Here is a 25,679-nt window from a genome sequence, read left to right on the forward strand (position 1 = left end):
TGCGGTTCGAGGTTGAAAAAACCTACCAGATTCCGGTTCTGAGGCCGGTCCAGACGTAGAACCAGATCGTCGGATGATACCACAGTTTCGAAGGCAGGCCGGGATCGATCGTCGTGAGTTTCCCGGCGAGTGCATCGCGGACGGCCTCGACGCAGATGTCGCGCGAGAACGCCGTCTGGCGCAGCGCGTGACTTGAGATCGTGTCGCCTTTTTTCGATCTGCCGCGTGCCTGCTTCAGCACGCCACCGGTGTCGACGCCGGCGTCGACGAGGTGGACAGTCGTGCCGAAATTCTGCGCATCACCTGATACCAGAGCCCAATAGCCGCCATTCATGCCGCGATATTTCGGCGTGATGCCCGCATGGTAGTTGAGCACCGGGCAAGGCATCTTGCTCAGCATCTCGGCCGAGATCAGTCGGCAACCGTTGAGCAGCACCACGCCTGGCTGGATTTTCTGGATCGCCTGCAGGCATTCAAGTCCATTGGCCGAGGCCACTTGGATGATCTCCTGGCCCGGTCGCGGCTCAACCTCCAGCTTCTCCTCGGCAATCAACCGCTCGGCATGGCCGGCCAGGAATCGCTTGCCCAGCCTGCTCAGCACCATCGTGCCAAGTTGCCCGATGGCCGAGATCCAGCCCTGGCGGCGAGCCCGACCACGCAGCAATTGCTTTTTGGATTCAGGCGTTTCGAGGACGACGCTGACAGGACCAACGCGATCGGCGATTGCGTTGATCATAGCCCAGACATGCTGCCCGCCGCCGGTCACGACGACGATCGGCGCGCTGGTTCCAACCGGTGAAGACATAGCCCGCTTCCCTGCCTTGCACGCGGCGGCCTGCCGCATGCTGCTGGCCGGAATTTGTGCCGGAATGGGGTTAAATCTTGATGACCACGCTCAGCGCTTGAACTCGATGATGTCGAGCTTCGATTCGTAATAGGGCGCGGGCAATTCGATGCGCCATTCCTTGGCGCCGGTGCGGAAGGCATAGCCGACCTGGTCGGTCTGCGGGCCGCTGCCATAGGGTTTTGCCCGATCGTTGTTGACGGAGCCGGAGCCGAGATAGATCGCGCGCTTCTCGTTGTCGTCGAAAAAGCGGCCTTGGGTTCGCTGCGAGCCGCTGATCTTTTCCAACCGCCAGCCGGAGCCGTCGTCGGTCACCTTGCACTTGAACCAGCCATAGATGACGAGCGGGCTCAACCCACCTGCCTTGATGGTGCGGCACTGCCAGTTGCCGGTCAGGTCCTTGTCGGAGAACGACACCAGCGGCTTCGCCAGCAAGGCATCGAGCTGTTTGACCTCGGCTGGGTCGCCCGCCTTCGCTTCGGCAAGGGCTGCCTTGCGCGTCTCGCCATATTTGTCGAGGCGGACCTTGTCGGCAGGCGTGATCAGCTTCTGCACCTCGCCGTCGGCGAAGGCGGGCAGGGTGCAGCAGAGCAGGCCGATGGCGGCGAGCAATGGGCGAATGGTCATCTGGAACTCCCGCAGTCTCTAAAATGGCAATGAATAGAAATGGCAGTTAATGTCTGGAGCAACGCTGTTGCCGCCCGATGCCTGACTTTACCGGGTCGCTCGCGCCTGTCATCCGTGCTTAACAGCGTCACCGTCAAAAATCATGGTGTGACGCATGCGAATCTTGCTCACGGGATCGTCAGGTTGGCTGGGCAGTGCGCTGGCGCCGCGGCTGCGCGACCTTGGTCACGAGGTGATCGGGCTCGATCCCGCTCCATCAACGGAGACGCACATTGTTGGCTCGATTGCTGATCGTGACCTGGTCATGAGGACGGTCAGGGATCACAGGATCGGAGCCATCGTTCACAGCGGCGCGCTGCACAAGCCCAATATAGAGAGCCGCGCCAACAGCGATTTCGTCGCCACCAACGTGCAAGGCACGCTGAACCTGCTCGACGCGGCGGTGGCGACCGGCGTGCAGCGCTTCGTCTTCACCTCGACGACCTCGCTGATGATCTCGCAAGCGATACGCGCCGGGTTCAAGGGCGGTGCGCGCAAGGCCGCCTGGCTGACGGAGGCGATGTCGCCCGAGCCGCGCAACATCTATGGCGTGACCAAGCTTTCGGCCGAGCATCTCTGCCGCCTCTATCATCTTCAGCACCGCCTGCCGGTGGTCGTGCTGCGCACGGCCCGATTCTTTCCCGAAGCCGATGACATGGCGCATGCGATCGAACAGTCTGACGCCAACACCAAGGCGAACGAGTTTTGTTCCGGCGGCTGACGGTGGAAGATGCAGCGCAGGCTCATATCGCCGCGCTGGAGAAGGCGCCGCTTCTCGGCTTCGATACTTTTATCATCTGTGCGCCGACGCCGTTCCAGCCCGACGACTGCGAGGCGCTGATCAGGGACGCGCCATCGGTCGTTGCGCGTTATTTCCCAGACTTTCCCGAGCTCTACGCGCGAAAGGGCTGGACGATGTTTTCCCCTATCGACCGGGTCTATGACGCGTCGCGGGCGCAGGACAGGCTGGGTTTTGTCTGCAAGACGAGTTTTGCCGATGTGCTGGCACAATTGCGGGCTGAGGAGAACGTCTCCTAGAGCGTTTCACCGTTTCATGGAAACGGCGAACCGCTCTAACTCTTTGTTTTGACGCAATTCCTGACGGAAAACCGCTCACACTTTTCCTGGAATTGCTTTAGGAGTCGTCAGGCATGCGCGGCCGCCAGCGCCATTCCGGCCGTCAGGTCGCCATAGCCGGTCGGGCGCCGCTCATAGGCAAGGCCGAGCAGGGCCGCTGCCCTTTCCGCGACCTTGTCGAGCTCCGGATCGTTGGTCTGGGCGAGGTAGATCAGCTTCTGGTAATTGCCGAAATAGTCCTTGATCAGCTCCGGGTGCTTGTCGAGGCCGAGCGGCTTCATGAAGAAGGCATCGAACTGACGGCAAAGGAAGTCCGTCATGTAGAAGGACATCATGTCGTCGTCGGCGATTTTCGCGTAGGCCTCCATGCCTTGATAGAAGGCGAAGCAATGCGGTCCGGCCATGCGCTCGACGCCATGCTTCTCCAGGACGCGGTCAAGCAGGCCACCGGTGCCGCAATCGGCATAGCCGACGAAGATGTGCTCGTATCCTTCCGCCTTGGCCTTCGCGATCGCCTTGTCCATGGCGGGCGCGATGCGGTCGGGATAGAAATGAAACTCCGCCGGCAGGCAGGTCAATTCGAGGTGATGCAGCCCGAGCTGTTCCTTGACGGCCAACACCTCGCGCGCAATCATCCCGCAGGCGATGACGAGCAGCCTGTCGCCTTGATTCGGTTTCGTTTTCTGTGTTTTGGCCATGGAACCAGTCGAGCCGGCCTTCGTTGCTGTGGGGCTAATTTATCTGTTGAGGGAGACACCGTCCATGAAACTGCTACGCATCGCACCGATTGCCATTCTTGCCTCTGTCCTGGCCCTTACGGCTTGCGCGAACACCGTTCGCGGCGTCGGCAAAGACGTCAAATCGACGGCAAGAGCGGTCAAGGACACTGTCGCCAACTGATCGGCAGCCTCGTCCATCATCTGGGAACAAAAAAGCCGCGCTGCAAGGCGCGGCTTTTCTTGTCGGTCCATCCTGATGCCTTGGGTCAGGCCGAAGCGCGGACGTTGTGCTTGCGCTTCATGAAGTCCTTGGCGGTCTCGACCGCCACCGCGGCATCGCGGCAATAGGCGTCGGCGCCGACGGCCTTGCCGAATTCTTCGTTGAGCGGCGCGCCGCCAACCAGCACGACATAGTCGTCGCGAATGCCCTTTTCCTTCATCGTGTCGATGACGACCTTCATGTAGGGCATGGTGGTGGTCAAAAGCGCCGACATGCCGATGATGTCGGGCTGATGCTGCTCGATCGCATCGAGATATTTCTCGACCGCATTGTTGATGCCGAGGTCGATGACGTCGAAGCCGGCACCTTCCATCATCATGCCGACGAGGTTCTTGCCGATGTCGTGGATGTCGCCCTTGACGGTGCCGATCACCATCTTGCCCTGCTTGGGCGCGCCGGTGGCGGCGAGCAGCGGACGCAGGATGAACATGCCGGCCTTCATGGCGTTGGCCGACAGCAGCACTTCGGGAACGAAGAGGATGCCGTCGCGAAAATCCTCGCCGACGATGCGCATGCCTTCGACCAGCGCTTCCGTCAGCACCTTGTAGGGCACCCAGCCGCGCTCCAGCAGGATGTTAGTGCCTTCCTCGATCTCTTCCTTCAGCCCGTCATAGAGATCGTCGTGCATCTGCTGCACCAACTCGTCGTCGGAAAGTTCAGAAAGGATGATCTCGTCGTCGGACATTTTAATCCAGCTCCTCACGGCATCGCGACTGCGTCGCAAGGCACAAAATATTAGCGTTCATACCTAACCCGCAACGGGCGGGTATCCATAGCTGATTTGCGACTTCCCGCAAAAGGAAAGCGACTGGAAAATCTATTGGTTTTCTTGTCGATTTTGCGACAGGCGTTGGCGCGGACGGGCCGTTTCGAATAGGGTGCATGGCTACGATCCGGCGAAAGCCGCGCCATGCGGCCGCAACGGTTACGGACCAGCCATCGTCAGGCCTGGCCATATTCAGGGAAGAGCGATCATGAGTGAACACGCGGCAGTCGACCAGGAAGCGTCAAACGCGCGGCGTGGGCGCGCTGCCAGCGGCGGCGCGGCGGCAAGGCGCGCGGCGCGTTCGGGCGGTGGCCCCGGCACGCAGCTCACCTACATAAAGCGCAAGATCAACGTCTATGAGGTGCTCAACGAAGAGGGCCTGGCGCTGATCGAGAAGAACACCGATACGGTGCTGGAAGAGATCGGCATCATCTTCCGCGACGACGCCGAAGCGCTGCAGCTGTGGAAAGAGGCCGGCGCCGACGTCAAGGGCGAGCGCGTGCATTTCCCGAAGGGGCTTTGCCGTTCGCTGCTGAAAACCGCGCCGTCCGTCTACACCCAGCATGCCCGCAATTCAGAACGCTCTGTGCAGATCGGCGGCAATGCCACTGTCTTCGCGCCGGTCTATGGCCCGCCCTTCGTGCGCGACCTCGATGGTGTCAGGCGCTATGCCACGATCGAGGATTTCCAGAATTTCGTGAAGCTCGCCTATATGGCGCCGTCGATCCACCATTCGGGTGGCACGGTCTGCGAGCCGGTCGATGTGCCGGTCAACAAGCGCCATCTCGACATGATCTACAGCCATATCAAATATTCCGACAAGCCGTTCATGGGCTCGGTCACCGCGCCGGAGCGGGCTGAAGACACGGTGGCGATGGCCAAGCTCGTCTTCGGCGACGACTTCGTCGAGAACAACACGGTGCTGACCAGCCTGATCAACGCCAACTCGCCGATGGTGTTCGACGAGACCATGCTCGGCGCTCTGAAAGTCTATTCGCGCCACAACCAGGCCTGCATCGTCACGCCGTTCATCCTGGCCGGCGCGATGAGCCCGGTGACGGTCGCCGGCACGCTGACACAGGTGCTGGCCGAAGTGCTGGCCGGCGCCTCGTTCACGCAGCTGATCCGGCCGGGCGCTCCGGTGCTGTTCGGCACCTTCGCCTCGTCGATCTCGATGCAGTCCGGTGCACCGACCTTCGGTACGCCGGAACCGTCGCTGGTATCTTATGGCGCGGCGCAACTCGCGCGTCGGCTCGGCCTGCCGTTCCGCACCGGCGGTTCGCTCTGCGCATCCAAGGTTCCGGACGCACAGGCGGCCTACGAAAGCGCCAACACGCTGAACTCGACCATTCTCGCCGGCACCAATTTCGTGCTGCATTCAGCCGGCTGGCTCGAGGGTGGGCTGGCGTCCTGCTATGAAAAATTCATGATGGACATCGACCAGCTCGGCATGACGCAGAAATTCTCCGAAGGCGTCGATCTGTCGGAGAACGGCCAGGCGATGGATGCCATCCGCCAGGTAGGGCCGGGCAGCCACTATCTCGGCTGCGACCACACCCAGGCGAATTTCCAGACCGCCTTCTACCGTTCCAACATTGCCGACAACAATTCCTACGAGCAGTGGCTGGCCGAGGGTGAGAAGACCGCGCCGCAGCGCGCCAACGAACTCGCCCGCCGCTGGCTGGAAAGCTATGAGGCGCCCTATCTCGACCCGAGCATCGACGAAGCGCTGAAGGAGTTCATCGCCAAGAAGAAGGGGTCGATGCCCGACGCCTTCACTTGAAAGGAGCCCGAGTCAGGCGGGGCTAAAGTCGCCAACATCATCCACAAGGAAGTCTGGCGGAGCGCCTTCTCCGATCCGGACAAGAAGGGATGACTGCGCGCGGCATGATCGAGGAGATCACGGCCGCGCTTGGCGCCAACAGCCTCATCCTGCGCGGTGGTTTTGTTTTTTCTGGTGACGAGGGTGTTCCTCATGGCGCCTCAGGCGCTCCCTCCAGGTCCGTCCTGCTGGTGGGGCAGGCGGGTGCGGCGCCCTGGCCGCATTTCCTGCGCTGGCGCGAAAGGCAGCCACAGCAAATCGCCAATCCGCTCGACAGCTGGTCACGGCAGGTCATCGGCGATGTGGCTGCGGCAGTCGGGGCGCGCGCCGTTTCACCGTCCGACAAACCCTATCTGCCGTTCCAGCAATGGGCGATGCGGGCCGAAGGATTAAAACCGTCGCCGCTCGGCATCCTCATGCACCCGCAATACGGGCTTTGGCATGCCTATCGCGGTGCGCTGCTGTTCGAGGACGAGATCGCGCTTCCAGAGCAGGGTGAAGCAATTCACCTTTGCGACGCCTGTGTCGAGAAACCATGTCTGAAATCCTGTCCGGTTGACGCCTATTCCCCGGCAGGGTTCGCCTATCAGGCCTGCCTGGCGCATGTACGGGGAGTAAGTGGCGAGCCGTGCCGCAGCGGCGGCTGCCTTGATCGCAATGCCTGTCCCTATGGCACGGAGTATCGCTATCCGCCGGAGGTCCAGGCCTTCCACATGGCGAGCTTTTCACGATCCACCAACTGATCAACGCCATAGCTTGGTGAGCTTCCACCTCGATCGGTAGCTTGACGACAGGGAGAAGCAAGCCTATTCATCAAGTCATCCGATGACTTGATGAATAGGCCGATGCAACCTGCCATCCGAACCAATCTTACCGACAGTGCTACCGGGAGCCTGCGTGCTGAAATCGTCGGCGGCCGCTGGGGCGTCGGCGAGCGCATTCCCAACGAGGCGGCCCTCAGCGACCTTCTGTCGGTCAGCCGCGGCACGGTGCGCGAGGCGGTGAGAGTGCTGGTCTCGCAAGGGTTGCTGGATACGCGGCAAGGCTCGGGCACCTATGTGCGCTCGACCGTCGATTCTTCCGCCGCGCTCGACCGCGTCAAACGCACCGGCTTGCGCGACCAATGGGAGGCGCGGGCAGCGCTCGACCTGGAGGCCGCACGGCTTGCCGCCTTGCGTCACACGCCCAACGATCTCGACCGGATGCGCCAACTGCTGGCCGAGCGCGGCACCGTTGCCGACGGTGGCAGCGAAGCCTTCATCCTGCGCGATCTCGCCTTCCACAAATCGGTCGTCGCCGCGTCCGGCAACAGAGCGATGATGGAGCTCTACGACTTCTTCACCGCGGCAATCGCCGAAACCATCCATGCCACCATCGACGGCGAATTGCCCGAGCCGGACCAGCAGGCGCACGGGGCAATCGTCGACGCCATCGCCGCGAACGATCCGGACCGTGCGGTTGCCGCCGTCCGCGCCTTCATGGCGCCGGTGCTTGCCCAACTTGAAAGACTGCTGTCCCCATGAACCAGACATTTCGCCAGCCCGGCCTGACGGTGCAATCCGGGGCCGTCGAGGGGCTGGACCTCATCGATGCCGAAGCCGATAGCCTGCCGCAGCCGCAGCCGCCCGAACTGCGCAGCCGTATCGCGCGCGTCGTGCTTGGCGCCAGCCTTGTGCTGATCGCGTTCAATTTGCGGCCGCTGTTTTCCAGCCTGTCTGTGCTGTTGCCCGAGGTGATGCAGGCGACCGGTCTTTCGACCACCGGCGCCAGCCTGCTGACCACGCTGCCGGTCCTGTGCCTCGGCCTGTTCGCACCCTTTGCGCCAAAGCTTGCCCAGCGCTACGGGGCTGAGCGCACCTTGCTCGGCGCGCTCGTGCTGCTGGCGCTGGGAACCGGGCTGCGCTGGTTCGGCTCGGTGCCGCTGCTGTTTGTCGCTACCTTCCTTGCCGGCGGCGCCATTGCCATCGGCAATGTGCTTTTGCCAGGTCTGGTCAAGCGCGATTTTGCCGGCAGCGCCGCCGTCATGACCGGGCTTTACACCATGGCGCTCTGCGCCGGCTCGGCCGCTGCCGCCGGTCTCACCCTGCCGATCGAGCATCTTGTCACGGGCTCATGGTCGGGCGCGCTCGCTGCATGGGCGGTGCCGACATTGCTCGTGCTGCTGATCTGGGTCCCGCAGGCGCTCACCAGCCGGCGGCAGGTCAGCCATCGCGGCTTTCGCGTCGTCGGCCTGTGGCGCGATCGCCTGGCCTGGCAGGTGACGCTGTTCATGGGACTGCAGTCGGCGCTTGCCTATTGCATCTTCGGCTGGCTGGCGCCGATCCTGCGCGAGCGCGGCTTCGACGCTGCCACCGCCGGCGCCATCGCTTCGGTGTCTGTCATGGCGCAGGTCATCACTTGCCTTGCTGTGCCTTCCGTCGCAGTGCGGCTCAAGGACCAGCGCGGCATCAACGTGGCGCTCGTTGGCATCGCGGTGGTTGCGCTGCTCGGCATCCTGTTCGCACCGACCTCGACCGTGCTGTTCTGGGCGGTTCTGCAAGGCATCGGGCAGGGCGGCCTGATCGCCGCCGCCATGACCCTGATCGTGCTGCGCTCGCCGGATTCGCATGTCGCCGCGCATCTGTCCGGCATGGCGCAAGGTGTCGGCTATGTGCTTGCGGCAACCGGCCCGCTGCTGGTCGGCCTGATCCGCGGCTGGACCGGCAGTTTTTCGGAATCGGCCTTCCTGTTCGTCGCGCTCGGACTGGGGGCGGCCATCATGGGGTTCGGTGCCGGACGTGCGCTGCATGTCGGCGCCCGAACCATGCGCATCGACGGCCAAGATTGATCCTCACGGCTTGACGCTAGGCTGCACGAAATGTTGACCGCCACGTTCAGGCAATGTCTTGCCGTTGTCGCATGCGCGGATATGTATCGCGCATCGAATGAGTGGAGCAGGCAATGACGAAGCAGGACCTTCAGATCAAGACCCGTGACGGAGTGGCCAAGGCGGGCCTGTTCCGCTCGGCCAAGAGCTCCCCGGCCAAGGCTGGTGTCATTCTCTATCAGGACGCATTCGGTCCGCGTCCGGCGCTCGACGGTATGGCCGAGCGGCTGGCGGGCGAGGGCTATGCGGTGCTGGTGCCCGATCTCTTCCATCGCAACGCGCCTTACGGTCCCTTCGACGCCAAGACCGCTTTCACCGAGGAAAAGACCAAGGCAGCGCTGATGGCGCTGGTCACCGGCACGACGCAGGAGATGACCATCGGCGACGGCGCCGCATTCCTCGATGCGCTCGCGGGCGAAGGCGTCACCGGGCCGATCGGCACTGTCGGCTATTGCATGGGCGGCGCGCGGGCGATCAACGCCGCCGCGGCCTACCCGGACAGGATCAAGGCCGCCGCCAGTTTCCATGGCGGCAATCTCGCCTCCGATGCCGCCGACAGCCCGCACCGCAAGGCCGCCGCCATCAAGGCGCGCGTCTATGTCGGCATGGCGGGCGTCGACAGGAGTTTCCCGCCGGAGCAGTCGACGCGGCTGGAAGAGGCGCTGCGACATGCAGAGGTCGACCATACGATCGAGAACTATGTCGGCATGGCTCATGGCTGGTGCGTGCCGGATCACAGCGTCTACAACGAAGCCGGCGCCGAGCGGCATTGGCAAAGGCTGACCACGCTGTTTGCCGAAACGCTGATCTGAGCTTTGATGAGGCTACTCTTGCCTGTTGGCGGCCCGACCCGTTCGCGGTATCAGGCAGCCTGAATGACGGCCCCCCGAATTGAGTGGGGGCCGAGCGGGAACGGCTGGTCTGATGCAATCCTACGATGTCGTGATCATCGGCGCTGGCGCAGCCGGAATGATGTGCGCCATGGAGGCCGCCAAGCGTGGCCGTTCGGTGCTGATCCTCGATCACGCGGCAACGCCGGGCGAAAAGATCCGCATCTCCGGCGGTGGCCGTTGCAATTTCACCAACATCCACGCCAGCCCGAAGAACTTTATCTCGGGCAATCCGCATTTCTGCATCTCGGCGCTCAGCCGCTACACGCAGCGCGACTTCATCGCGCTCGTCGAACGCCACCGCATCGCCTATCACGAGAAGACGCTGGGGCAGCTGTTCTGCGACGGCTCCGCGCGCCAGATCATCGACATGTTGGTCGCGGAAATGCAGGGCCGGGGCGTAGAACTGGCACTGTCGACCGAGGTTAGGGATGTGCGCAAAACCCCGGAAGGGTTCGTGCTCACCCTCTCCACCGGCGCGGTCAACTGCCAGTCCCTGGTCGTGGCGTGCGGCGGCAAGTCGATCCCCAAGATGGGGGCGACGGGGTGCGGCTATGAACTTGCCGAACAGTTCGGGCTTGCCCTTGTCGAAACGCGGCCGGCGCTGGTGCCGCTGACCTTCGACGCAAAGACACTCGAGCGGCTGGCGCCGTTGGCCGGCAACGCCGTCGACGCGGAAGTCGCTTGTGGCAAGACAAAGTTTTCCGAAGCGATGCTCTTCACACATCGCGGCGTCAGCGGGCCATCCATCCTGCAAATCTCATCCTATTGGCGCGAGGGCGACGAAATCCGCATCTCCATGCTGCCCGGGGTCGACGTGGCGGGCCTCATCCGCACAGCCAAACGCGCCAATGGACGGCAGGCAGTGCAGACAGTGCTTGCAAATCACCTGCCGAAACGGCTTGCACAGTCGATCGCGGAGCGCACGGGGCTCGACGGCAACCTCGCCGATCTTTCGGACGCCCACGTCAAAACGGTCGACGCCGCGGTTAACGACTGGCGCATCAAGCCGGCCGGTTCCGAGGGCTACCGCACCGCCGAAGTGACGCTGGGCGGGGTCGATACCAACGCACTTGATCAGAAGACGATGCAGGCGAAATCCGTGCCGGGCTTGTTCTTCATCGGCGAAGTCGTCGATGTCACCGGCTGGCTTGGCGGTTACAATTTCCAGTGGGCATGGTCGTCGGGCTGGGTGGCGGGGCAGGCGGCTTAAGCAGCGCCTATGTTACCGCTGCCTTCGGGGGGTGCCTAAACCAGGCTCATCGCATGAAGTCCGATGAAAATAGCCACGCCTGCGCCGATCAAGAGGAGCGGATTGACCTTGGTCCAAAGCAGTGTTGCCGTTGATGCGAATGCCGCGGCACGTGCGAACCAGCCGCCATCGATGGCCTGGAGCAACACATAGGTCGCGGCCAGGATCATCCCCGCGGCGACTGGCCGGAGCCCTGCCTCCAGCGCTCGTTTCCAGCGCGCTCCGCCATTGCGGGACCACATATGGGCGACCGCGTAGATAAGAAAGGTGGTCGGGCCGAAAATTGCCAGCGTCGAAACGACAGCGCCCCAAAACCCCGCGACTTGCCAGCCAATCAGCGTAACCAGCAGGGATCCTGGCCCAGGCGCCATCCGCGAGATGGCGAAGGCGTCGACGAATTGCGCCTGGCTCAGCCACTGATGGACGTCGACAACCTGCCGGTTGATATCGGCGATGGCACTCTGCCCGCCGCCGATCGTGACGAGGGAGAGCGGAGCAAATACCGCCAACAAGCTCAGCAACAACGATGTGTGTGGGGGCTCGCTCATCACCTAGCCTCCGCGTAGGTGTAGGCGACGCTTACGGACCCGGCGGCGAGAACGACCCAGAAGAGGGGCCAGTGCAGGAGTGCGACGGCAATGAAAGTGCCAGCCATAATCGCAATGGGAACTGCCTTTCGAGGCACCGCCCGCGCGGCCGTGATGCCCATTGACAGCGACAGGCCAACGGCCGCCGCCGCGGCTCCGGTCAACGCCACATGCGTCAGCGGATACCGCGACAGCGAGGAGAACAGCGTTCCCAACAGGACTATGACGATGGCGGGCGGGACGATGATGCCGACAAAACCAATGATGGCGCCACGCCAGCCAAGCAGCCTGTAGCCGATCCAGACGGCCATGTTCTTGACGTTCACGCCCGGCAGCGCCTGGGAAATCGACAGGCCGTTGAGAAATTCTTCCTGCGTCATCCACTTGCGGTTTTGGACAAATTCCCGCAGCAGCCAACCACTCACTCCACCGCCGAAACTCGTCAAGGCGATGCGGGTGAAAATCCAGAACAGCTGCGAACAGCTAGGGACGGGTGCTGTTTCCGGTTTCGACATTTTTGACGTTCTGGCCGCAGCCGTTGGTGAGGAGCCGAGATGGAATTGCCAGCACCATACGGATGATCACAAGTCACTCTTTTTTGCGTCTGTCGTGAAGTCGTCCCAGTGGGGCATCCCACCGTCAAAGCGCTGGGTTGAAAAAAATCTTTGCATCACCCCAAGGATTAGCCATTAGCCTTCGTCCAACAGGCAAATGATGGCGATGATGCTGGATGAAAGCGAAGCCTCCGACGCCGAACTGATCGGGCGGGCGAAGGGCGGAGACAGGGGGGCCTTCGGCACATTGCTGGAGCGTCACTACGACTTCGTCTATCGCGCCGCCTATCGCTGGTGCGGCAAAAAGGCCGATGCCGAGGACATCGCCCAGGAAGTCTGCGTCCGGCTGGGCAAGGCGATCCGCGACTATCGCGGCGGCGGCGCTTTCACGACCTGGCTCTATTCCGTGACGATGAACGCCGCGCGTGACATGATGCGCAAGACCGCGCGCGAGACGGTCAAGACCGAGGCTTACGGCGTTCATGCGCTGATTTCCGGCGAGGCCCCGGCTGAGAGCGAGGATCCGGCCGAGGCGCTGTGGGCGGCGGTGCGGCAGCTGCCGGACAAGCAGCGCGACGCCGTGCTGCTGGTCTATGGCGAGGGCTTGAGCCACGCGGCCGCCGCCGAGGCGATGGCGATCTCGGAGACGACGGTTTCCTGGCACATCCATGAAGCGAAGAAACGGCTGAAGACGCTGATGCGCTCGGCCGGGGAAGTGTGACCATGGTCGACGACAACGAACTCAAGAAGCTGCGCGATATCGCAGCACCAGCGCCGGCCGAGAGCGCGAAGGCGCGCGCTTTTGAGGCCGCGCTGCGCGCCTATGATCAGGAAAATATTTCTGCCGTCGCCCAAGGATCAGTCGGCGGCCTTCGTCTCACAGAGCGAGCACAAAAGCTCTGGAGCGAGATCATGCAAAAGAAACTCATTGCCACTCCGGCCATTGCCGGGCTCGTCGCCCTGCCGATCGCCGGATACGCCACCTTCCAACTGCTGAGGGAACAGCCGCCCAAATTCGGCGGCGACGAGAAGATCACCGAGACGCTGGCCGACAAGCCGGCGACCCTGAAGCCGGCCGAGCCGAAGCAGGCTCCGACCTGGTTGGAGAAGGACAAGAAGGCCGACGCGGATGTGGAAAGCCGCGACGCGACCGACGCGCTTGTGGCGCCGGCTTCGCCGCCGAAATCCGAATCGACCGCGGTTGGCGGCGCGGCACGGCAGAATGCACTGGGGCGTGGTGTGCCGGCTGATGCTCCGGCAACAATCAACGAAACCGAGGCGGGCACTTTGAAGGCTTACAAGCCGGCACCTGCACCAACAGGTGAATTCGCGTTGGATGGTAGCACCAGGACCGCGCCCTACGCATCACGGGTCGCTCGCGTGCCGGGAGCCGACTCCAAATTGATGGCGCCGCAGCCCACCGCACCTGCCGATCAGATCGCACCGCAGGAGGAAAACCGCGACCGCGTCCAGGATTTCAAGACCAATCCGGTGCACGCCGCACTCGAAGATCCGGTCTCGACCTTCTCGATCGACGTTGACACGGCATCCTATTCCTTCGTGCGCAGTTCACTGAAGCAAGGTTTCGTGCCGCAGGCCGACACGGTGCGCGTCGAGGAGATGATCAACTACTTCCCCTATGACTGGAAGGGGCCGGACTCGGCGTCGACGCCGTTCAACTCGACCGTCAGCGTCATGCCGACGCCGTGGAACGCGCACACCAAGCTGATGCATGTCGCGATCAAAGGTTTCGACATCAAGCCGACCGAGCAGCCGAAAGCCAATCTGGTGTTCCTGATCGACGTCTCGGGCTCCATGGACGAGCCGGACAAGCTGCCGCTGCTCAAATCGGCATTCCGGCTGTTGGTCAGCAAGCTGAAGGCCGACGACACGATCTCGATCGTCACCTATGCCGGTGACGCCGGCACCGTGCTGATGCCGACAAAGGTTACCGAGAAGGACAAGATCCTCAACGCCATCGACAATCTAACGCCGGGTGGCTCGACCGCCGGCGAGGCCGGCATCAAGGAGGCCTACAAGCTGGCCCAGCAGTCCTTCATCAAGGACGGCGTCAACCGGGTGATGCTGGCCACCGACGGCGACTTCAATGTCGGACAGACCGACGATGACGACCTCAAGCGGCTGATCGAAAGCGAGCGCAAGACCGGGGTCTTCCTGTCTGTGTTTGGCTTCGGCCGCGGCAATCTGAACGACCAGATGATGCAGACCATTGCCCAGAACGGCAACGGCACGGCAGCCTATATCGACACGCTGGCCGAGGCGGAGAAGGTGCTGGTCGAGGATGCCTCGTCGACGCTGTTCCCGATCGCCAAGGACGTGAAGATCCAGGTCGAGTTCAACCCGAACAAGGTCTCCGAATACCGTCTGATCGGCTACGAGACCCGGGCGCTCAACCGCGAGGATTTCAACAATGACCGCGTCGACGCCGGCGATATCGGCTCGGGCCATTCGGTCACCGCGATCTACGAGGTCACGCCGAAGGGCAGCGGCGGGGAGCAGATCGATCCGCTGCGCTATGGCCAGGCGACGGTCAACAATGGCGGCGTCGCCAATGCGGACGAATATGCCTTCGTCAAGATCCGCTACAAGCTGCCGAACGAAGACATCTCGAAGCTGATCACCACGCCGGTGACATCGGCCAACGAGGTGGAGTCGTTCGACCAGGCCAGCACCGACCAGCGCTTCTCGGTCGCCGTCGCGGCCTTCGGCCAGAAGCTGCGCGACGAGGATGCAACCGCGAAGTTCGGTTACGACAAGATCATGGAGATTGCCACTGCCGCCCGAGGAGCCGACCCGTTTGGGTACAGGTCCGAGTTCCTCTCGCTTGTGCGCCTTGCCTCGGCGCTGGGCGGTAACCGGTAGTGGCGATGACGGCCGGTTTCTTTCAGATGGGATCGTTCTGATATGGGAAACCGGCCTACGGGCGGGTGAGGCAGGCCGGCAAGGGATTCATTCCCTTGCCGGCCTTTTTTCGTATCTGTCGATATTCAGGTGAGGCCGGCCTGCAAATGGAGGTTCCCTGCGCTTCCGGTGCTCACGTACTTTAAGTACGCTCCGCTCCGGTTCTCGGAAACCACCATTTTCGACTCGGCCTGACCTGAATCTCAACAGATCCTAACGCGCGCCGTTAACCCGCAAGATCGTTAAATTGCGCGACATTTCCGGTACCGGATCGCAATGTCCTCTTGTTACACCGGTCATGTTTACAGGGCTTGAGGGAGCCGGAATTGCAGATCAGGACTATCGCCAACTCGCCGCCGCCGGCGCGGGACACTCCGCCGGTTTCGTCGGCCCCATCAGCTGAATCCAGGCGCATCAGTGACGATGTCGCGCAGGCGCGCCATACCGCCATGTCGGCGCTTACCAATGACCGCTTCCGCGCCATGCTGGAACAGATCAGCGATCCGGCGTCATCCGGCGCGCTGATGACGATGCGCGGCGACAATGTCGTCGATTTCAAGTCGGCGCAGTCGAGCTACGCCGACAACAGCGAATAATTGAGAATATCGAGTCAGGCCCGGCTGCGGCGGCGTTCGCGGCGGGCTTCACTGGTCTCGGCGGTGTTTTCCGTCGCCACTTTGTTGCGCATCGGACCGATGCGCTCGACGATCGCCGCAACCGTCGGACGATCCGCCTTGGTATGGGCGTCGAGCGCCTTGCGCATGGCGGCAAGATGCTGGAACGAGGTGCCGCAGCAGCCGCCGACGATTTTGGCGCCGGCATCGACGGCAAGACGGACATAGTCGGCCATGAGTTCCGGCGTGCCGGAATAATGGATCTCGGTGCCGCGGAATTCGGGAATGCCGCAATTACCCTTGACGATGACGGTCGCCTGTGGCTTCGCCTCGGTCATGTCGAGCAGCGATGCCAGGATGTCCGAGGCGCCGACGCCGCAATTGGCGCCAACGCCGAGCGGTGCTTCAGACAGGCCGTCGACGACGCCGTGGATGTCTTTCGGCAGCAGGCCCATCATGGTACGGCCGGCGGTGTCGAAGGAACCGGTATAGGTGTAGGGCAGGCCGACGCGGATCGCCGCTTCGGCGGCGGCGCGAATCTCGTCGGGCGCCGACATGGTTTCGATCCAGGCGACTTCGGCGCCGCCCTCCTTGAGACCCTCGATCTGTTCGGCAAAGGCCTCGACCGCCTCGTCATAGGTCATGGCGCCGAGCGGCACTAGCAATTCGCCAGTGGGGCCGACGGAGCCAGCAACGATCACCTTGCGGCCGGCCTTGTCGGCGACAGCGCGGGCGATCTCGGCGGCGCGCTTGTTCAGCGCATGCACGCGGTCCTGCGCATGGTGGAGCTTCAGCCGATGGCGGGTGCCGCCGAAGGAGTTGGTCAGGATGATATCGGCGCCGGCATCGACGAAATTCTGGTGCAGGCTGGTGATGGTGTCGGGCGCGGTCTCGTTCAGCAGTTCCGGCGCCTCGCCGGCCTCCAGGCCCATGGCGAACAAATTGGTGCCGGTGGCGCCATCGGCCAGCAGCACGCCCTTTTCAGCCAGCAGGGCATCGATCGGATTGGTCGTCGTCATCGGATTGGCTTTCGTGTTTCGAATTCGAATAAGGATATAAAGAAGTCTTTATGTCCAGTCAACGATTTGCGCGACTTTCCGGCAATGCGGTTGGCTTGACCCTCGACCATGTCGGGGCCAGGCAATCGAATGACCACGACTGCTATCGATCAGACAGAGCCTGACGGGAACGACATGCCGGCCAGATTGCGCGCGTAGGCGGCGGCCTCGTGCGGGTTGATGTCGGCGGCGCGGATCAGATTGTCGAAATGCTGGGTCAGCGCCTGGATTGGCTGGGTGGCGTTCAGCACGACATACATGTCGCCGACATAGATGGCGGCGCGGTAGGGGCCGAAGATGGTGAGCGGGATCGAATAGCGCATGCGGCCGTCATAGAGAAACAGGCGGAAGGTCGGGTAGAGGTCGTCGAGCAGCGTCGCCATATGGGCGAGTTGCTGCCTACGGTCAGCCTCGGGAAAACGATCCCAGACGCCGAGGCCGCGCGCGAAAATCTCCAGCGTATGGCGCGGCATGCAGACTTCCATGTCGGTTTCCGGGCGCCGGTTGTATTCGATGCGGTACTGCGTCTCGCTGGCCTGCGTCAGGCGGCTCCGGTTGGTGATGTTGGCCTCGTAGTCGACCAGCGCGCGGGTTCGCAGCAGGTCGGGAATGCCGGCCGGCACGTAACGGATCTTGGTGCCTGCGGCTTCAGCGAACCATTTGGCGAGCAGCGTGCGGTCGAAACCGTCGGGCGCTTCCTCGATCTCCAGGCTTTCGCGGATTTCACCGGTGACGCCTTCGTCCTGGCTGAGGCCGAGCAGCCAGTCCAGCGACACTTTGAATTCGGCGGCGATGTTGAGCAGCGTTTCGGCGCGTGGCAGGCGTGTCGAGGCGCCCGACATCAGCTGCGACAAAGCCGACCGATCGATGCCGACTGCTGACGCGAATGCCGACTGGTTGAGGTCCGACCGTGTCAGGAGCAGCTTCAAACGCTCCCGAAAGATTGCTGACAGGTCGCGTTTGTCCATCGTCCGGTCCTCCGAATCTTGAGGAAAAATTTGCGCCGAAGCGGTTTAACGAGGCATCTCAGGCGTAAATGAATCCCTAAGGCTGTTTACAATGTGTAACATGTGCGGTTAAATATGCGCAATCGCAACATTTTGTACACTTTGTCTCGTTGAGTGGAATCACTTCTCCTGACACTATGCTGTCAGGAACCACTGGGGGTTCCGGCGACTGAGGGACAGTGGTCGATAGCATGACAGGCAAGAGCATCAAGCGACGCAACGCACCGGCCATCGAGTGGCCCACCGTGGTTCTCGCTTTCTTCTGTTACGGAACATGGCTCGCCACCGGTTTCCTGCTCTGGCCCTCTTATCCCATCCTCGCGCTCGCCATCCTTGGCTTCATCCTGGCATTGCAATCATCGATCATGCACGAAGTGCTGCATGGCCATCCGACGCGCAGCGCGCTGATCAACGAAGCCTTCGTCTTCCTGCCGATCGGTCTGGTCTGGCCGTTCCGTCGCTTCAAGACGCTTCACTTGCGCCACCATGCCGATGAGCGGTTGACCGATCCGCTCGATGACCCGGAAAGCTACTATCAGGCGATGTGGCAGCATGACGAATTGCCGCCGACGATGAAATTCCTGCTCAAGATCAACAACACCATGGCCGGCCGTTTCTTCCTCGGCCCCTGGCTGTCCTGCATCGGCTTCTTCATCGATGATGCCAAGCAGATCATGGCCGGCGACAAGGCGATCCGCAAAGCCTGGCTGCTGCACGCGATCGGCCTCGCCATCGTGGCGCCGATCGTGCAGTTCGGTTTCGGCATTCCGCTTTGGCTCTATATTCTGGCGCCGGTCTGGCTCGGCCAGTCGCTGATCGCGATCCGCACTTTTGCCGAGCATCAGTGGTCCGAGCACCCGGAAGGCCGCACGGTGATCATCGAGCGCTCGCCACTGTCGTTCCTGTTCCTCAACAACAATCTCCACTTCGTCCACCACAAGACCCCGACGGTGGCCTGGTACAGACTGCCCAAGCTGTTTCGCGAGCGCCGTGACGAATGGCTGCGGATGAACAATGGCTATGCCTACCCCAACTATTTCGCGCTGATCAAAGCCTACGCCTTCAAGGCGAAGGAGCCGATCGTGCATCCGGTGCTGCGTCGCGTGCCTGAGCACGGCCGGGCCTTCCAGCCGCGCATCCGGGCGCGCAACGTCAGTGGGCTCGGCACCGCGCCGGTGCCCGCCGAACCGCCCAAGGAATAATTCGGGCAACTCTGGGTCCCGTGTCGGCCAATTCTGATTGGACGCCGCGTTTTTGCGATCCTTTCTCCAGACGTGATGATTGAGTGTCGGCATGAGCGAATTGATTGCGGCGTTGCCGATGTATGACTGGCCTGAAGTCCGCGGCGAGGTTGACGCGCAATGGGTACGTCTGCGCGATGCCTTCCGGCAAAAGGGTATCGACGCACCGCAAACCATCGTGCACCGCAATGGCGACCTGCCGCCGGTGCCGGGCGGCATCCGCGACGCCGAGGGAGCGTTGATCGCGCCGGACCCGGCGACATTGCCGCCCGACGCACTCGATTATCACCAGCTCTGGCTGCACCCGGCACTGCTGTTTGCACAGACCTGCTGGGGACCGATGGAGCTTGGCCTGTCCAGCCATGTGCAAGTGGTCGGACAGCCGAGCTACGACACCTATGAAGGCGGCCAGGGCGAACTCTATTCCAGTGCGCTGGTGATGCGGATAGGCGAGGGCCCGGAGGTTCGGTCACCCGCGAACGGCAAGGCGGTGCTCCCGCTAGAACTCATCCGTGGCAAGCGCTTCACTTTCAACGGCCTCGATTCGATGTCGGGCATCATCGGGTTGACGCGCGATCTGCAGGCGGCTGGCGAAAGCCTCGATATCTTTTCCGCGCGCAGCGCAAGCGGCGGCCATCGCGCCTCGATCGTCGCTGTGGCCGAGGGCAAGGCTGATATCGCTGCGATCGACTGCGAAAGCTGGGCGCTGGCGCAGCGTTTCGAACCGGCGGCGCGGAAAGTGGCGATCGTCGGCTGGACGGCACGGCGCAAGGGCCTGCCATTCATCACCGCCAAGACAACGCCCGAAAAAACAATCCGGGCAATGCGCGAAGCCCTCGCTGGATTAGCCGAGCAGCCTCGCATCCAACGGGTAGGTTGAAAGCTGCTCGTTGCCGGTCTCGGTGATCAGGATCTGCTCCTCGATCTTGACGCCCTCGCGGCCGCCAAGCCTGCCGATATAGCTTTCCACGCACAGCGCCATGCCTGGTTCGAGCACGCCGTCCGGCGTGTCCGGCGTCCAGTCGCTGGCATGCGGCAGCGTCGGGTATTCGTCGGCCAGGCCGACGCCGTGATAGAGCACGCCATAGCGGGTCGGGAAACAGTCGCCAGGCGGCACCGCCGAGCGTTCGACAAGGTCGCGGAACGAGATTCCGGGCTGCATCAATTCAGTGTTGTGTGTGATCTGGTCGGCGGCAATGCGAAACAGGTCGTGCTGTTCGTTGGTCGGCTTGGCATCGCCGCACAGCCAGGTGCGCGACAGGTCGGCGCAGAAGCCGTAGGGGCCGATCAGGTCGGTGTCGAAGGCGACGAGGTCGCCGGCCTCGATTTTTCGCGACGAGCATTCCTGGAACCACGGGTTGGTACGCGGGCCTGATGCCAGCAGTCGCGTCTCGATCCATTCACCGCCGCGCGCAATGTTGCCGCGATGCAGTTCGGCCCACAGTTCGTTCTCGGAGATGCCCGGCTTCAGCGCCTGTTCCATCTCGCCCATCGCCGCCTCGCAGGCGACGATGGCGCGGCGCATGGCGAGGATTTCGTCCGGCGATTTGATCAGCCGCGCGTTTTCCATCACCGCTTCGCCATTGCCGATGGAGACACCAAGCCGCGCCAGTTCCTCGACGCCTTCCGGATTGATGTGATCGACGGCTATGCGGTTGTTGCCGCGGCCATGTTCTCTCGCCAGATCGGCAATGCCGGCGGCCCAGCGGCGGACTTTCTGCTCGGTCAGTTCGCCGCCGTAGAGATACATCCACGACACGGCCGGGCGCACCTCGTCGACGACGCCGGAATGGTCGGAGAGATGCTCGCAGGAAAAATAGTCGAACAGCACCACCGGCCCTTCGGTGGCGACGAAGCAATGCCGTGTCGGGTTGTGCGCCACCCAGAGCTGCATGTTGGTCGAGTCGGTGGCGTAGCGGATGTTGACGGGGTCGTAGAGCAGGGCGCCGGCATAGCCGCGTCGCTTCAGCTCGGCGCGGATGCGCTCCAGCCGGTATTTCCGCATCGCCGGCAGATCGGGCGCAGCAATGCCTGCCGCAGCCCATTCCGCTTCAGCCTGCGCGCCATAGCCCAGCACATGCTGGTTGAGCGAAGCCGCCTTCTGGCGGGAGGTGTCGCGCAGGGCCTCGATCGAGCCTGGCTCGAACGGCATGATCTTGCGGTGGCGGCCGAAGCCGCCTTTTGGCCCCGCGCTGTCCATGGTCGAGCCTCAGGTCCGCATCTTCTCGCCGCTCGGGTCGAAAGGCGCCTCGACATTGATGCGCGCCGGACGCCGATGTCCGAGGATCTCGATCTCGAACAGGCCGGCGCTTTCGTCCTCGGCCAGTGCCGCCGGCACATAGCCTTGCGCCATCGACTTCTGGACATAGTGGGCATAGCCGCCCGAGGTCACCCAGCCGACCACGCGCCAGTCGCCGTCGACGATACCGCGCACGGCGGACGCGCCTTCAGCGGCCTTGGAGCCACGGATTTCCTTGCCTGATGTGTCGAAGCGCGGCGCGCCGTAGCCATGCGGCTTTTCCACCGTGCCATAGTCCTTGCTGACCTTGGCCCAGATCGGCTCGTCGCCCATGACATCGGCATCGGCAGCGTCGACGATGAAGGAAACGCGGCGCAGTTTCGGCCCTTCCGCCTGTTCCTTGGCGGCGGCTTCGCGGCCAATGAAGTCATTCTTCTCGAGCTTGATGAAGCGGTCCATCGAACCTTCGAACGGGCCGTAGATCGGACGCAGCTCGCGGAACCAGGTCGGGAAGTTCTTCTCGAGACGCATCGAGAGCAAAGCGCGCATGCCGAAATCGACCAGGCCAAATTCCTCGCCGGCGTCCTTGATCGCCTTGTACACCAGGCGCTCATAGGCCGGCGCCATCCAGATTTCGTAGCCGAGGTCGCCGGTGTAGGTGATGCGGTTGACCAGGCACGGTGCACCGCCGACCGCCATCTCGCGGAAATCCATGAAGCGGAAGGCTTTTGTCGAGATGTCGACATCGACCAGCTTCTGCAGGAGGTCACGTGATTTCGGCCCGGCGATCGACAGGCCGACCAGCGTCTGGTCGAAGCGATGGATGCGCACCGACCCGTCCTTCGGCAGATGCTTTTCGAACCAGCGCATATGGTATTTCTGCGCGGCCGACGACCCCCAGATCATGAAGCGGTCTTCGCCGGCCTTGGCGATGGTGAAGTCGCCGATCAGCTTGCCGAACTCGTTGATCATCGGCGTCAGAACGATGCGGCCGGTCTTCGGCATGCGGTTGGTCATCAGCCGGTTGAGGAACTCTTCCGCGCCCGGTCCCGACACTTCGTATTTGGCGAAGTTGGCGATCTCGGTGACGCCGACGCGCTCGCGCGTGGCGCGCACTTCCTCGCCGATCGGGCCAAAATCGTTGGAGCGGTGGAAGGACACGATATCTTTCGGCTCCTTGCCTTTCGGCGCGAACCACAGCGGAGTTTCCAGACCCCAGGAGTCGCCCATGACGGCGTTGTTGGCCAGCATGGTGTCGTAGAGCGGCGTCGTCTGCGCCGGGCGTGCCGCCGGCAGTTCTTCGTTGGGGAAGCGGATCGAGAAGCGGCGCGAATAGTTTTCGCGGACCTTGGCGTTGGTGTAGCGCAGGCCGGCCCATTCGCCGAAGCGGGCGACATCCATGCCCCAGACGTCGAAGCCCGGATCGCCATGCACCATCCAGTTGGACAGAGCGAGGCCGACGCCACCGCCTTGGCTGAAGCCGGCCATGACGGCGCAGGCGCACCAGAAATTGGTCAGGCCCTGCACCGGTCCGACCAGCGGGTTGCCGTCCAGCGCGAAGGTGAAGGGGCCATTGATGATCTGCTTGATGCCGGCCTTCTCGATGCCGGGGAAATGCTTGAAGCCGATTTCCAGCGACGGCGCGATACGGTCGAGATCCGGCGGCAGCAGTTCGTGGCCGAAATCCCATGGCGTGTTGACCGGCGACCACGGCTTGCAGGCCTTTTCATAGGTACCGAGCAGGATGCCGTTACGCTCCTGGCGGGTGTAGATCTCGCCCTTGAAGTCGAGCACGCCGATCATCTCGCGGCCGGTCGACTTGTTGAACTCCTCGACCTCCGGCATCGGTTCGGTCAGGAGATACATGTGCTCCATGGCCAGCACCGGCAGTTCGACGCCGACCATGCGGCCGATCTCGCGCGCCCACAGGCCGCCGCAGTTGACGACATGCTCGGCGTGGACCGTGCCCTGTTCGGTGACGACGTTCCAGGTGCCGTCCGGCTGCTGCGTGAGATCAACGACGCGGTTGCGCAGCACGATCTCGGCGCCGAGTTTCTTGGCCGCCTTGGAATAGGCGATGGTGGTGCCGGACGGGTCGAGATGGCCTTCGACCGGGTCCCACATGGCGCCGACGAAGTTGGTCTCGTCCATCAGCGGGAACATCGCCTTGGCTTCCGACGGCGTGATCAGCTCGGTGTCCATCCCGAGATAGCGGCCCTTGGCGTGGGCCAGACGCAGGAAGTCCATGCGCTCGGGCGTATCGGCCATCATCACGCCGCCGGTCAGATGCAGCGAGCAGGACTGGCCGGAGATTTCCTCGATCTCCTTGTAAAGCTGCACGGTATAGGCCTGCAGCTTGGCGACGTTGGGGTCGCCGTTCAGCGTATGGAAGCCTCCCGCCGCGTGCCAGGACGAGCCGGAGGTGAGTTCCGAGCGCTCGATCAGCATGATGTCGGTCCAGCCGGCCTTGGCCAGGTGATAGAGCACCGAGCAGCCAACGACGCCGCCGCCGATGACAACCGCTTTTACGTGGGATTTCATGAAGATAGGTCCGTTTTTGCGAAAACTGAATCAGGGTTGGTAAGCGGGCGTGGCGACGCGGGCTTCCCGATCAAAAATCGGTCGGCGCGCCGCCTTCGGCCGTGCGCTTCTGGACGAAGGCGTTGAGCTCCTCGCGGATCGCCGGGTCCATGTACGGTTCTTCGTAGGATGCCAGCCGTTCTTTCCACACCTTGTTGGCCTTTTCCATCGCCGTCGGCGATCCGGCTTCTGCCCAGGTCTCGAAATTGCGCCAGTCGGACAGGATCGGCGAGTAGAAGGCGTTCTTGTAGCGGTCCTGCGTGTGCTGGGTGCCGAAGAAATGGCCGCCCGGGCCGACCGACTGGATGGCGTCGAAGCCGAGCGCCTCGTCGGACATGTCGAGCGGGGTCAGGAATTCGGCCACCATCTGCAAGAGGTCGATGTCGAGAATGGTCTTCTCGTAGGAGCAGCGCAGGCCGCCCTCGAGCCAACCGGCCGCGTGCATCATCAGATTGCCGCCGCCCTGGATGGCGCCCCAAAGCGAGAACACGCTCTCATAGGCCGCCTGTGCGTCGACAGTGTTGGCGGCGCAGGTGTTGGAGGTGCGGTAGGGGATGTTGTAGCGGCGGGCAAGCTGGCCGCCGACAAGCTGCGCCTTCATGTATTCCGGCGTGCCGAAGGCCGGTGAGCCGGACTTCATGTCGACATTGGAGGTGAAGCCGCCATAGCCGACGGGCGCGCCCTTGCGCACCATCTGGGCAAAGGCGATGCCGGACAGTGCTTCGGCATTCTGCTGCACCAGCGCGCCGGCGATGGTGACCGGTGCCATCGCGCCCGACAGGGTGAAGGGCGTGACGATGACGACCTGGCCCTTGCTCGACATCTGGATGATGCCTTCCATCATCGGCACGTCGAGCTTGAGCGGCGAATTGGTGTTGATGATGGTGAAGACGGACGGCTCCTCGAGCAACTGCTCGTGGCTGATGCCGCGCGCGATGCGGGTGATCTCGATACCGTCGACATTGCGCTCCTTGCCGAGCGAATAGATGTGGAACACCTTGTCGGTCAGCGTGGCGAGGTCGCGGACGCATTCGAGGTGGCGGACGGAGGGGTGGATGTCGGTCGGCTCGACCGGATAGCCGCCCGTGCAATTCAGGATGTTGTGCATCTGCGCCAGGCGCAAGAAGTTGCGATAGTCCTGCTGGTTGCCTGGCCGGCGGCCACGATCGATGTCGGAGCAATTGGGCGCCGACGCCATCATCGAGATGATCAGATTGTCGCCGCCGAAGCGCACATTGTGCGCGGGATTGCGGGAATGGATGGTGAATTCGGGCGGGCAGTTCGAGACCAGATCGAGGATCATATCGCTGTCGAAGCGCACGCGCTCCGAACCTTCACGCACATCGGCGCCATGCGCCTTCATGATGCGGCGGGCCTCGTCATGCAAAACGTCGACGCCGATTTCCCTGAGCACGCGCAACGAGGCGAGGTGGATCGATTCCAGTTCGTCTTCGGAAACCAGCTTGGTCGGCGTGAGCGGATTTCTCAACTGGCGGAAAGCCGGCTGCTCAAAGGCGGCCGAGCCGCCGGCGCGCTTTCCGGCGCGGCCGCCACGGCGGGCACGGTCGGGCGCCTGTGCCGATTCCAGGGGTTGTAGGGCGGCGGTCATGATGGTCCTCGTACGATGCGATAGCGGGCGGCATAATGGACCGGCGGCCCGCCGGCCATTGCGGAGGCGGCGACCACTAGGGCGAG

General features: G+C 62.9%; 25 protein-coding genes. 14 read left to right on the plus strand and 11 right to left on the minus strand.

Annotated features, from left to right (window positions below; all coding sequences use genetic code 11):
* Positions 1-22: 22 nt before the first annotated feature.
* A complete protein-coding gene (locus AC56QX_RS19980) occupies positions 23-805 on the minus strand; it encodes a formyl transferase (RefSeq protein WP_497110160.1) in 783 nt (260 codons plus the stop codon).
* A gap of 90 nt (positions 806-895) precedes the next feature.
* Positions 896-1,471, minus strand: a complete 576-nt coding sequence (locus tag AC56QX_RS19985) for a DUF4893 domain-containing protein (protein WP_497110161.1) — start codon at positions 1,469-1,471, stop codon at positions 896-898.
* Between the two features lie 154 nt (positions 1,472-1,625).
* Here AC56QX_RS19985 and AC56QX_RS19990 point away from each other — a divergent pair, with 154 nt between their 5' ends.
* Together AC56QX_RS19990 and AC56QX_RS19995 are read left to right on the plus strand one after the other, a co-directional pair.
* Complete coding sequence (locus AC56QX_RS19990; protein ID WP_497110162.1) at positions 1,626-2,231, plus strand: NAD-dependent epimerase/dehydratase family protein; 606 nt, start codon at positions 1,626-1,628, stop codon at positions 2,229-2,231.
* A gap of 2 nt (positions 2,232-2,233) precedes the next feature.
* Entirely contained in the window at positions 2,234-2,548 is a 315-nt protein-coding gene (locus tag AC56QX_RS19995; protein ID WP_497110163.1) for a hypothetical protein, read from the plus strand.
* 107 nt (positions 2,549-2,655) lie between these two features.
* Here the strand turns inward: AC56QX_RS19995 and AC56QX_RS20000 are convergent, their stop codons facing one another.
* Positions 2,656-3,285: a DUF1638 domain-containing protein gene (locus AC56QX_RS20000; protein WP_497110164.1), complete on the minus strand. Its 630-nt coding sequence runs from the start codon at positions 3,283-3,285 to the stop codon at positions 2,656-2,658.
* A 64-nt stretch (positions 3,286-3,349) separates the two neighbouring features.
* Between AC56QX_RS20000 and AC56QX_RS20005 the strand changes: the two genes are divergently transcribed.
* The gene (locus AC56QX_RS20005) at positions 3,350-3,487 is read left to right on the plus strand and encodes an entericidin A/B family lipoprotein (protein ID WP_149905337.1); all 138 of its coding nucleotides are present in this window, start codon (positions 3,350-3,352) and stop codon (positions 3,485-3,487) included.
* Between the two features lie 85 nt (positions 3,488-3,572).
* On the opposite strand, the gene AC56QX_RS20010 is transcribed toward AC56QX_RS20005, so the two are convergent.
* On the minus strand, positions 3,573-4,271 hold the full coding sequence (locus AC56QX_RS20010; RefSeq protein ID WP_027029468.1) for a corrinoid protein: 699 nt from the start codon (positions 4,269-4,271) through the stop codon (positions 3,573-3,575).
* Positions 4,272-4,560: 289 nt separating this feature from the next.
* On the opposite strand from AC56QX_RS20010, the gene AC56QX_RS20015 reads away from it, so the two are divergent.
* The 6 genes from AC56QX_RS20015 to AC56QX_RS20040 all read left to right on the plus strand — a co-directional run bounded on the left by AC56QX_RS20015 (position 4,561) and on the right by AC56QX_RS20040 (position 11,143).
* Complete coding sequence (locus AC56QX_RS20015; RefSeq protein ID WP_497110165.1) at positions 4,561-6,135, plus strand: trimethylamine methyltransferase family protein; 1,575 nt, start codon at positions 4,561-4,563, stop codon at positions 6,133-6,135.
* 104 nt (positions 6,136-6,239) lie between these two features.
* On the plus strand, positions 6,240-6,917 hold the full coding sequence (locus tag AC56QX_RS20020) for a hypothetical protein (protein WP_497110166.1): 678 nt from the start codon (positions 6,240-6,242) through the stop codon (positions 6,915-6,917).
* 102 nt (positions 6,918-7,019) lie between these two features.
* Positions 7,020-7,697: a FadR/GntR family transcriptional regulator gene (locus AC56QX_RS20025; protein WP_497110167.1), complete on the plus strand. Its 678-nt coding sequence runs from the start codon at positions 7,020-7,022 to the stop codon at positions 7,695-7,697.
* Positions 7,694-9,001 carry a CynX/NimT family MFS transporter gene (locus AC56QX_RS20030; RefSeq protein ID WP_497110168.1) on the plus strand — a complete coding sequence of 436 codons (1,308 nt, stop codon included), beginning with the start codon at positions 7,694-7,696 and terminating at the stop codon, positions 8,999-9,001. The genes AC56QX_RS20025 and AC56QX_RS20030 overlap by 4 nt, the downstream gene beginning before the upstream one ends.
* A 113-nt stretch (positions 9,002-9,114) precedes the next feature.
* Complete coding sequence (locus AC56QX_RS20035) at positions 9,115-9,852, plus strand: dienelactone hydrolase family protein (RefSeq protein ID WP_497110169.1); 738 nt, start codon at positions 9,115-9,117, stop codon at positions 9,850-9,852.
* Positions 9,853-9,964: 112 nt separating this feature from the next.
* Positions 9,965-11,143, plus strand: a complete 1,179-nt coding sequence (locus AC56QX_RS20040) for a BaiN/RdsA family NAD(P)/FAD-dependent oxidoreductase (protein WP_497110170.1) — start codon at positions 9,965-9,967, stop codon at positions 11,141-11,143.
* A 35-nt stretch (positions 11,144-11,178) separates the two neighbouring features.
* Here the strand turns inward: AC56QX_RS20040 and AC56QX_RS20045 are convergent, their stop codons facing one another.
* Together AC56QX_RS20045 and AC56QX_RS20050 are read right to left on the minus strand one after the other, a co-directional pair.
* Entirely contained in the window at positions 11,179-11,730 is a 552-nt protein-coding gene (locus AC56QX_RS20045) for a chromate transporter (RefSeq protein WP_497117817.1), read from the minus strand.
* Complete coding sequence (locus AC56QX_RS20050; protein ID WP_497110171.1) at positions 11,730-12,284, minus strand: chromate transporter; 555 nt, start codon at positions 12,282-12,284, stop codon at positions 11,730-11,732. Before AC56QX_RS20050 ends, AC56QX_RS20045 begins: the two co-directional genes overlap by 1 nt.
* Before the next feature lie 199 nt (positions 12,285-12,483).
* On the opposite strand from AC56QX_RS20050, the gene AC56QX_RS20055 reads away from it, so the two are divergent.
* From AC56QX_RS20055 to AC56QX_RS20065, 3 genes are all read left to right on the plus strand, one after another.
* Positions 12,484-13,044, plus strand: a complete 561-nt coding sequence (locus AC56QX_RS20055; protein WP_095200256.1) for an RNA polymerase sigma factor — start codon at positions 12,484-12,486, stop codon at positions 13,042-13,044.
* A gap of 2 nt (positions 13,045-13,046) precedes the next feature.
* On the plus strand, positions 13,047-15,206 hold the full coding sequence (locus AC56QX_RS20060) for a vWA domain-containing protein (protein ID WP_497110172.1): 2,160 nt from the start codon (positions 13,047-13,049) through the stop codon (positions 15,204-15,206).
* A 365-nt stretch (positions 15,207-15,571) separates the two neighbouring features.
* Positions 15,572-15,841 (plus strand): hypothetical protein, encoded by a 270-nt coding sequence (locus AC56QX_RS20065; protein WP_497110173.1) that lies wholly within the window; start codon positions 15,572-15,574, stop codon positions 15,839-15,841.
* A 14-nt stretch (positions 15,842-15,855) separates the two neighbouring features.
* Here AC56QX_RS20065 and bmt read toward each other — a convergent pair whose 3' ends face one another.
* Both bmt and AC56QX_RS20075 read right to left on the minus strand, forming a co-directional pair.
* Positions 15,856-16,878: a betaine--homocysteine S-methyltransferase gene (gene bmt / locus AC56QX_RS20070; RefSeq protein ID WP_497110174.1), complete on the minus strand. Its 1,023-nt coding sequence runs from the start codon at positions 16,876-16,878 to the stop codon at positions 15,856-15,858.
* Between the two features lie 149 nt (positions 16,879-17,027).
* The gene (locus tag AC56QX_RS20075; protein WP_497110175.1) at positions 17,028-17,885 is read right to left on the minus strand and encodes a helix-turn-helix domain-containing protein; all 858 of its coding nucleotides are present in this window, start codon (positions 17,883-17,885) and stop codon (positions 17,028-17,030) included.
* 230 nt (positions 17,886-18,115) lie between these two features.
* Here AC56QX_RS20075 and AC56QX_RS20080 point away from each other — a divergent pair, with 230 nt between their 5' ends.
* Entirely contained in the window at positions 18,116-19,126 is a 1,011-nt protein-coding gene (locus tag AC56QX_RS20080) for a fatty acid desaturase (RefSeq protein WP_497110176.1), read from the plus strand.
* A gap of 91 nt (positions 19,127-19,217) precedes the next feature.
* Positions 19,218-20,045, plus strand: coding sequence for a phosphate/phosphite/phosphonate ABC transporter substrate-binding protein (locus AC56QX_RS20085; protein ID WP_497110177.1), 828 nt, complete (start codon positions 19,218-19,220; stop codon positions 20,043-20,045).
* On the opposite strand, the gene AC56QX_RS20090 is transcribed toward AC56QX_RS20085, so the two are convergent.
* From AC56QX_RS20090 to AC56QX_RS20100, 3 genes are all read right to left on the minus strand, one after another.
* Complete coding sequence (locus AC56QX_RS20090) at positions 20,010-21,365, minus strand: M24 family metallopeptidase (RefSeq protein ID WP_497110178.1); 1,356 nt, start codon at positions 21,363-21,365, stop codon at positions 20,010-20,012. The genes AC56QX_RS20085 and AC56QX_RS20090 overlap by 36 nt on opposite strands.
* A 9-nt stretch (positions 21,366-21,374) precedes the next feature.
* Complete coding sequence (locus tag AC56QX_RS20095; RefSeq protein WP_464610092.1) at positions 21,375-23,945, minus strand: GcvT family protein; 2,571 nt, start codon at positions 23,943-23,945, stop codon at positions 21,375-21,377.
* A gap of 70 nt (positions 23,946-24,015) precedes the next feature.
* Positions 24,016-25,593 (minus strand): trimethylamine methyltransferase family protein, encoded by a 1,578-nt coding sequence (locus tag AC56QX_RS20100; RefSeq protein ID WP_497110179.1) that lies wholly within the window; start codon positions 25,591-25,593, stop codon positions 24,016-24,018.
* Positions 25,594-25,679 lie beyond the last annotated feature (86 nt).

It is taken from the genome of Mesorhizobium sp. RCAM 06353 (genome assembly GCF_059683585.1).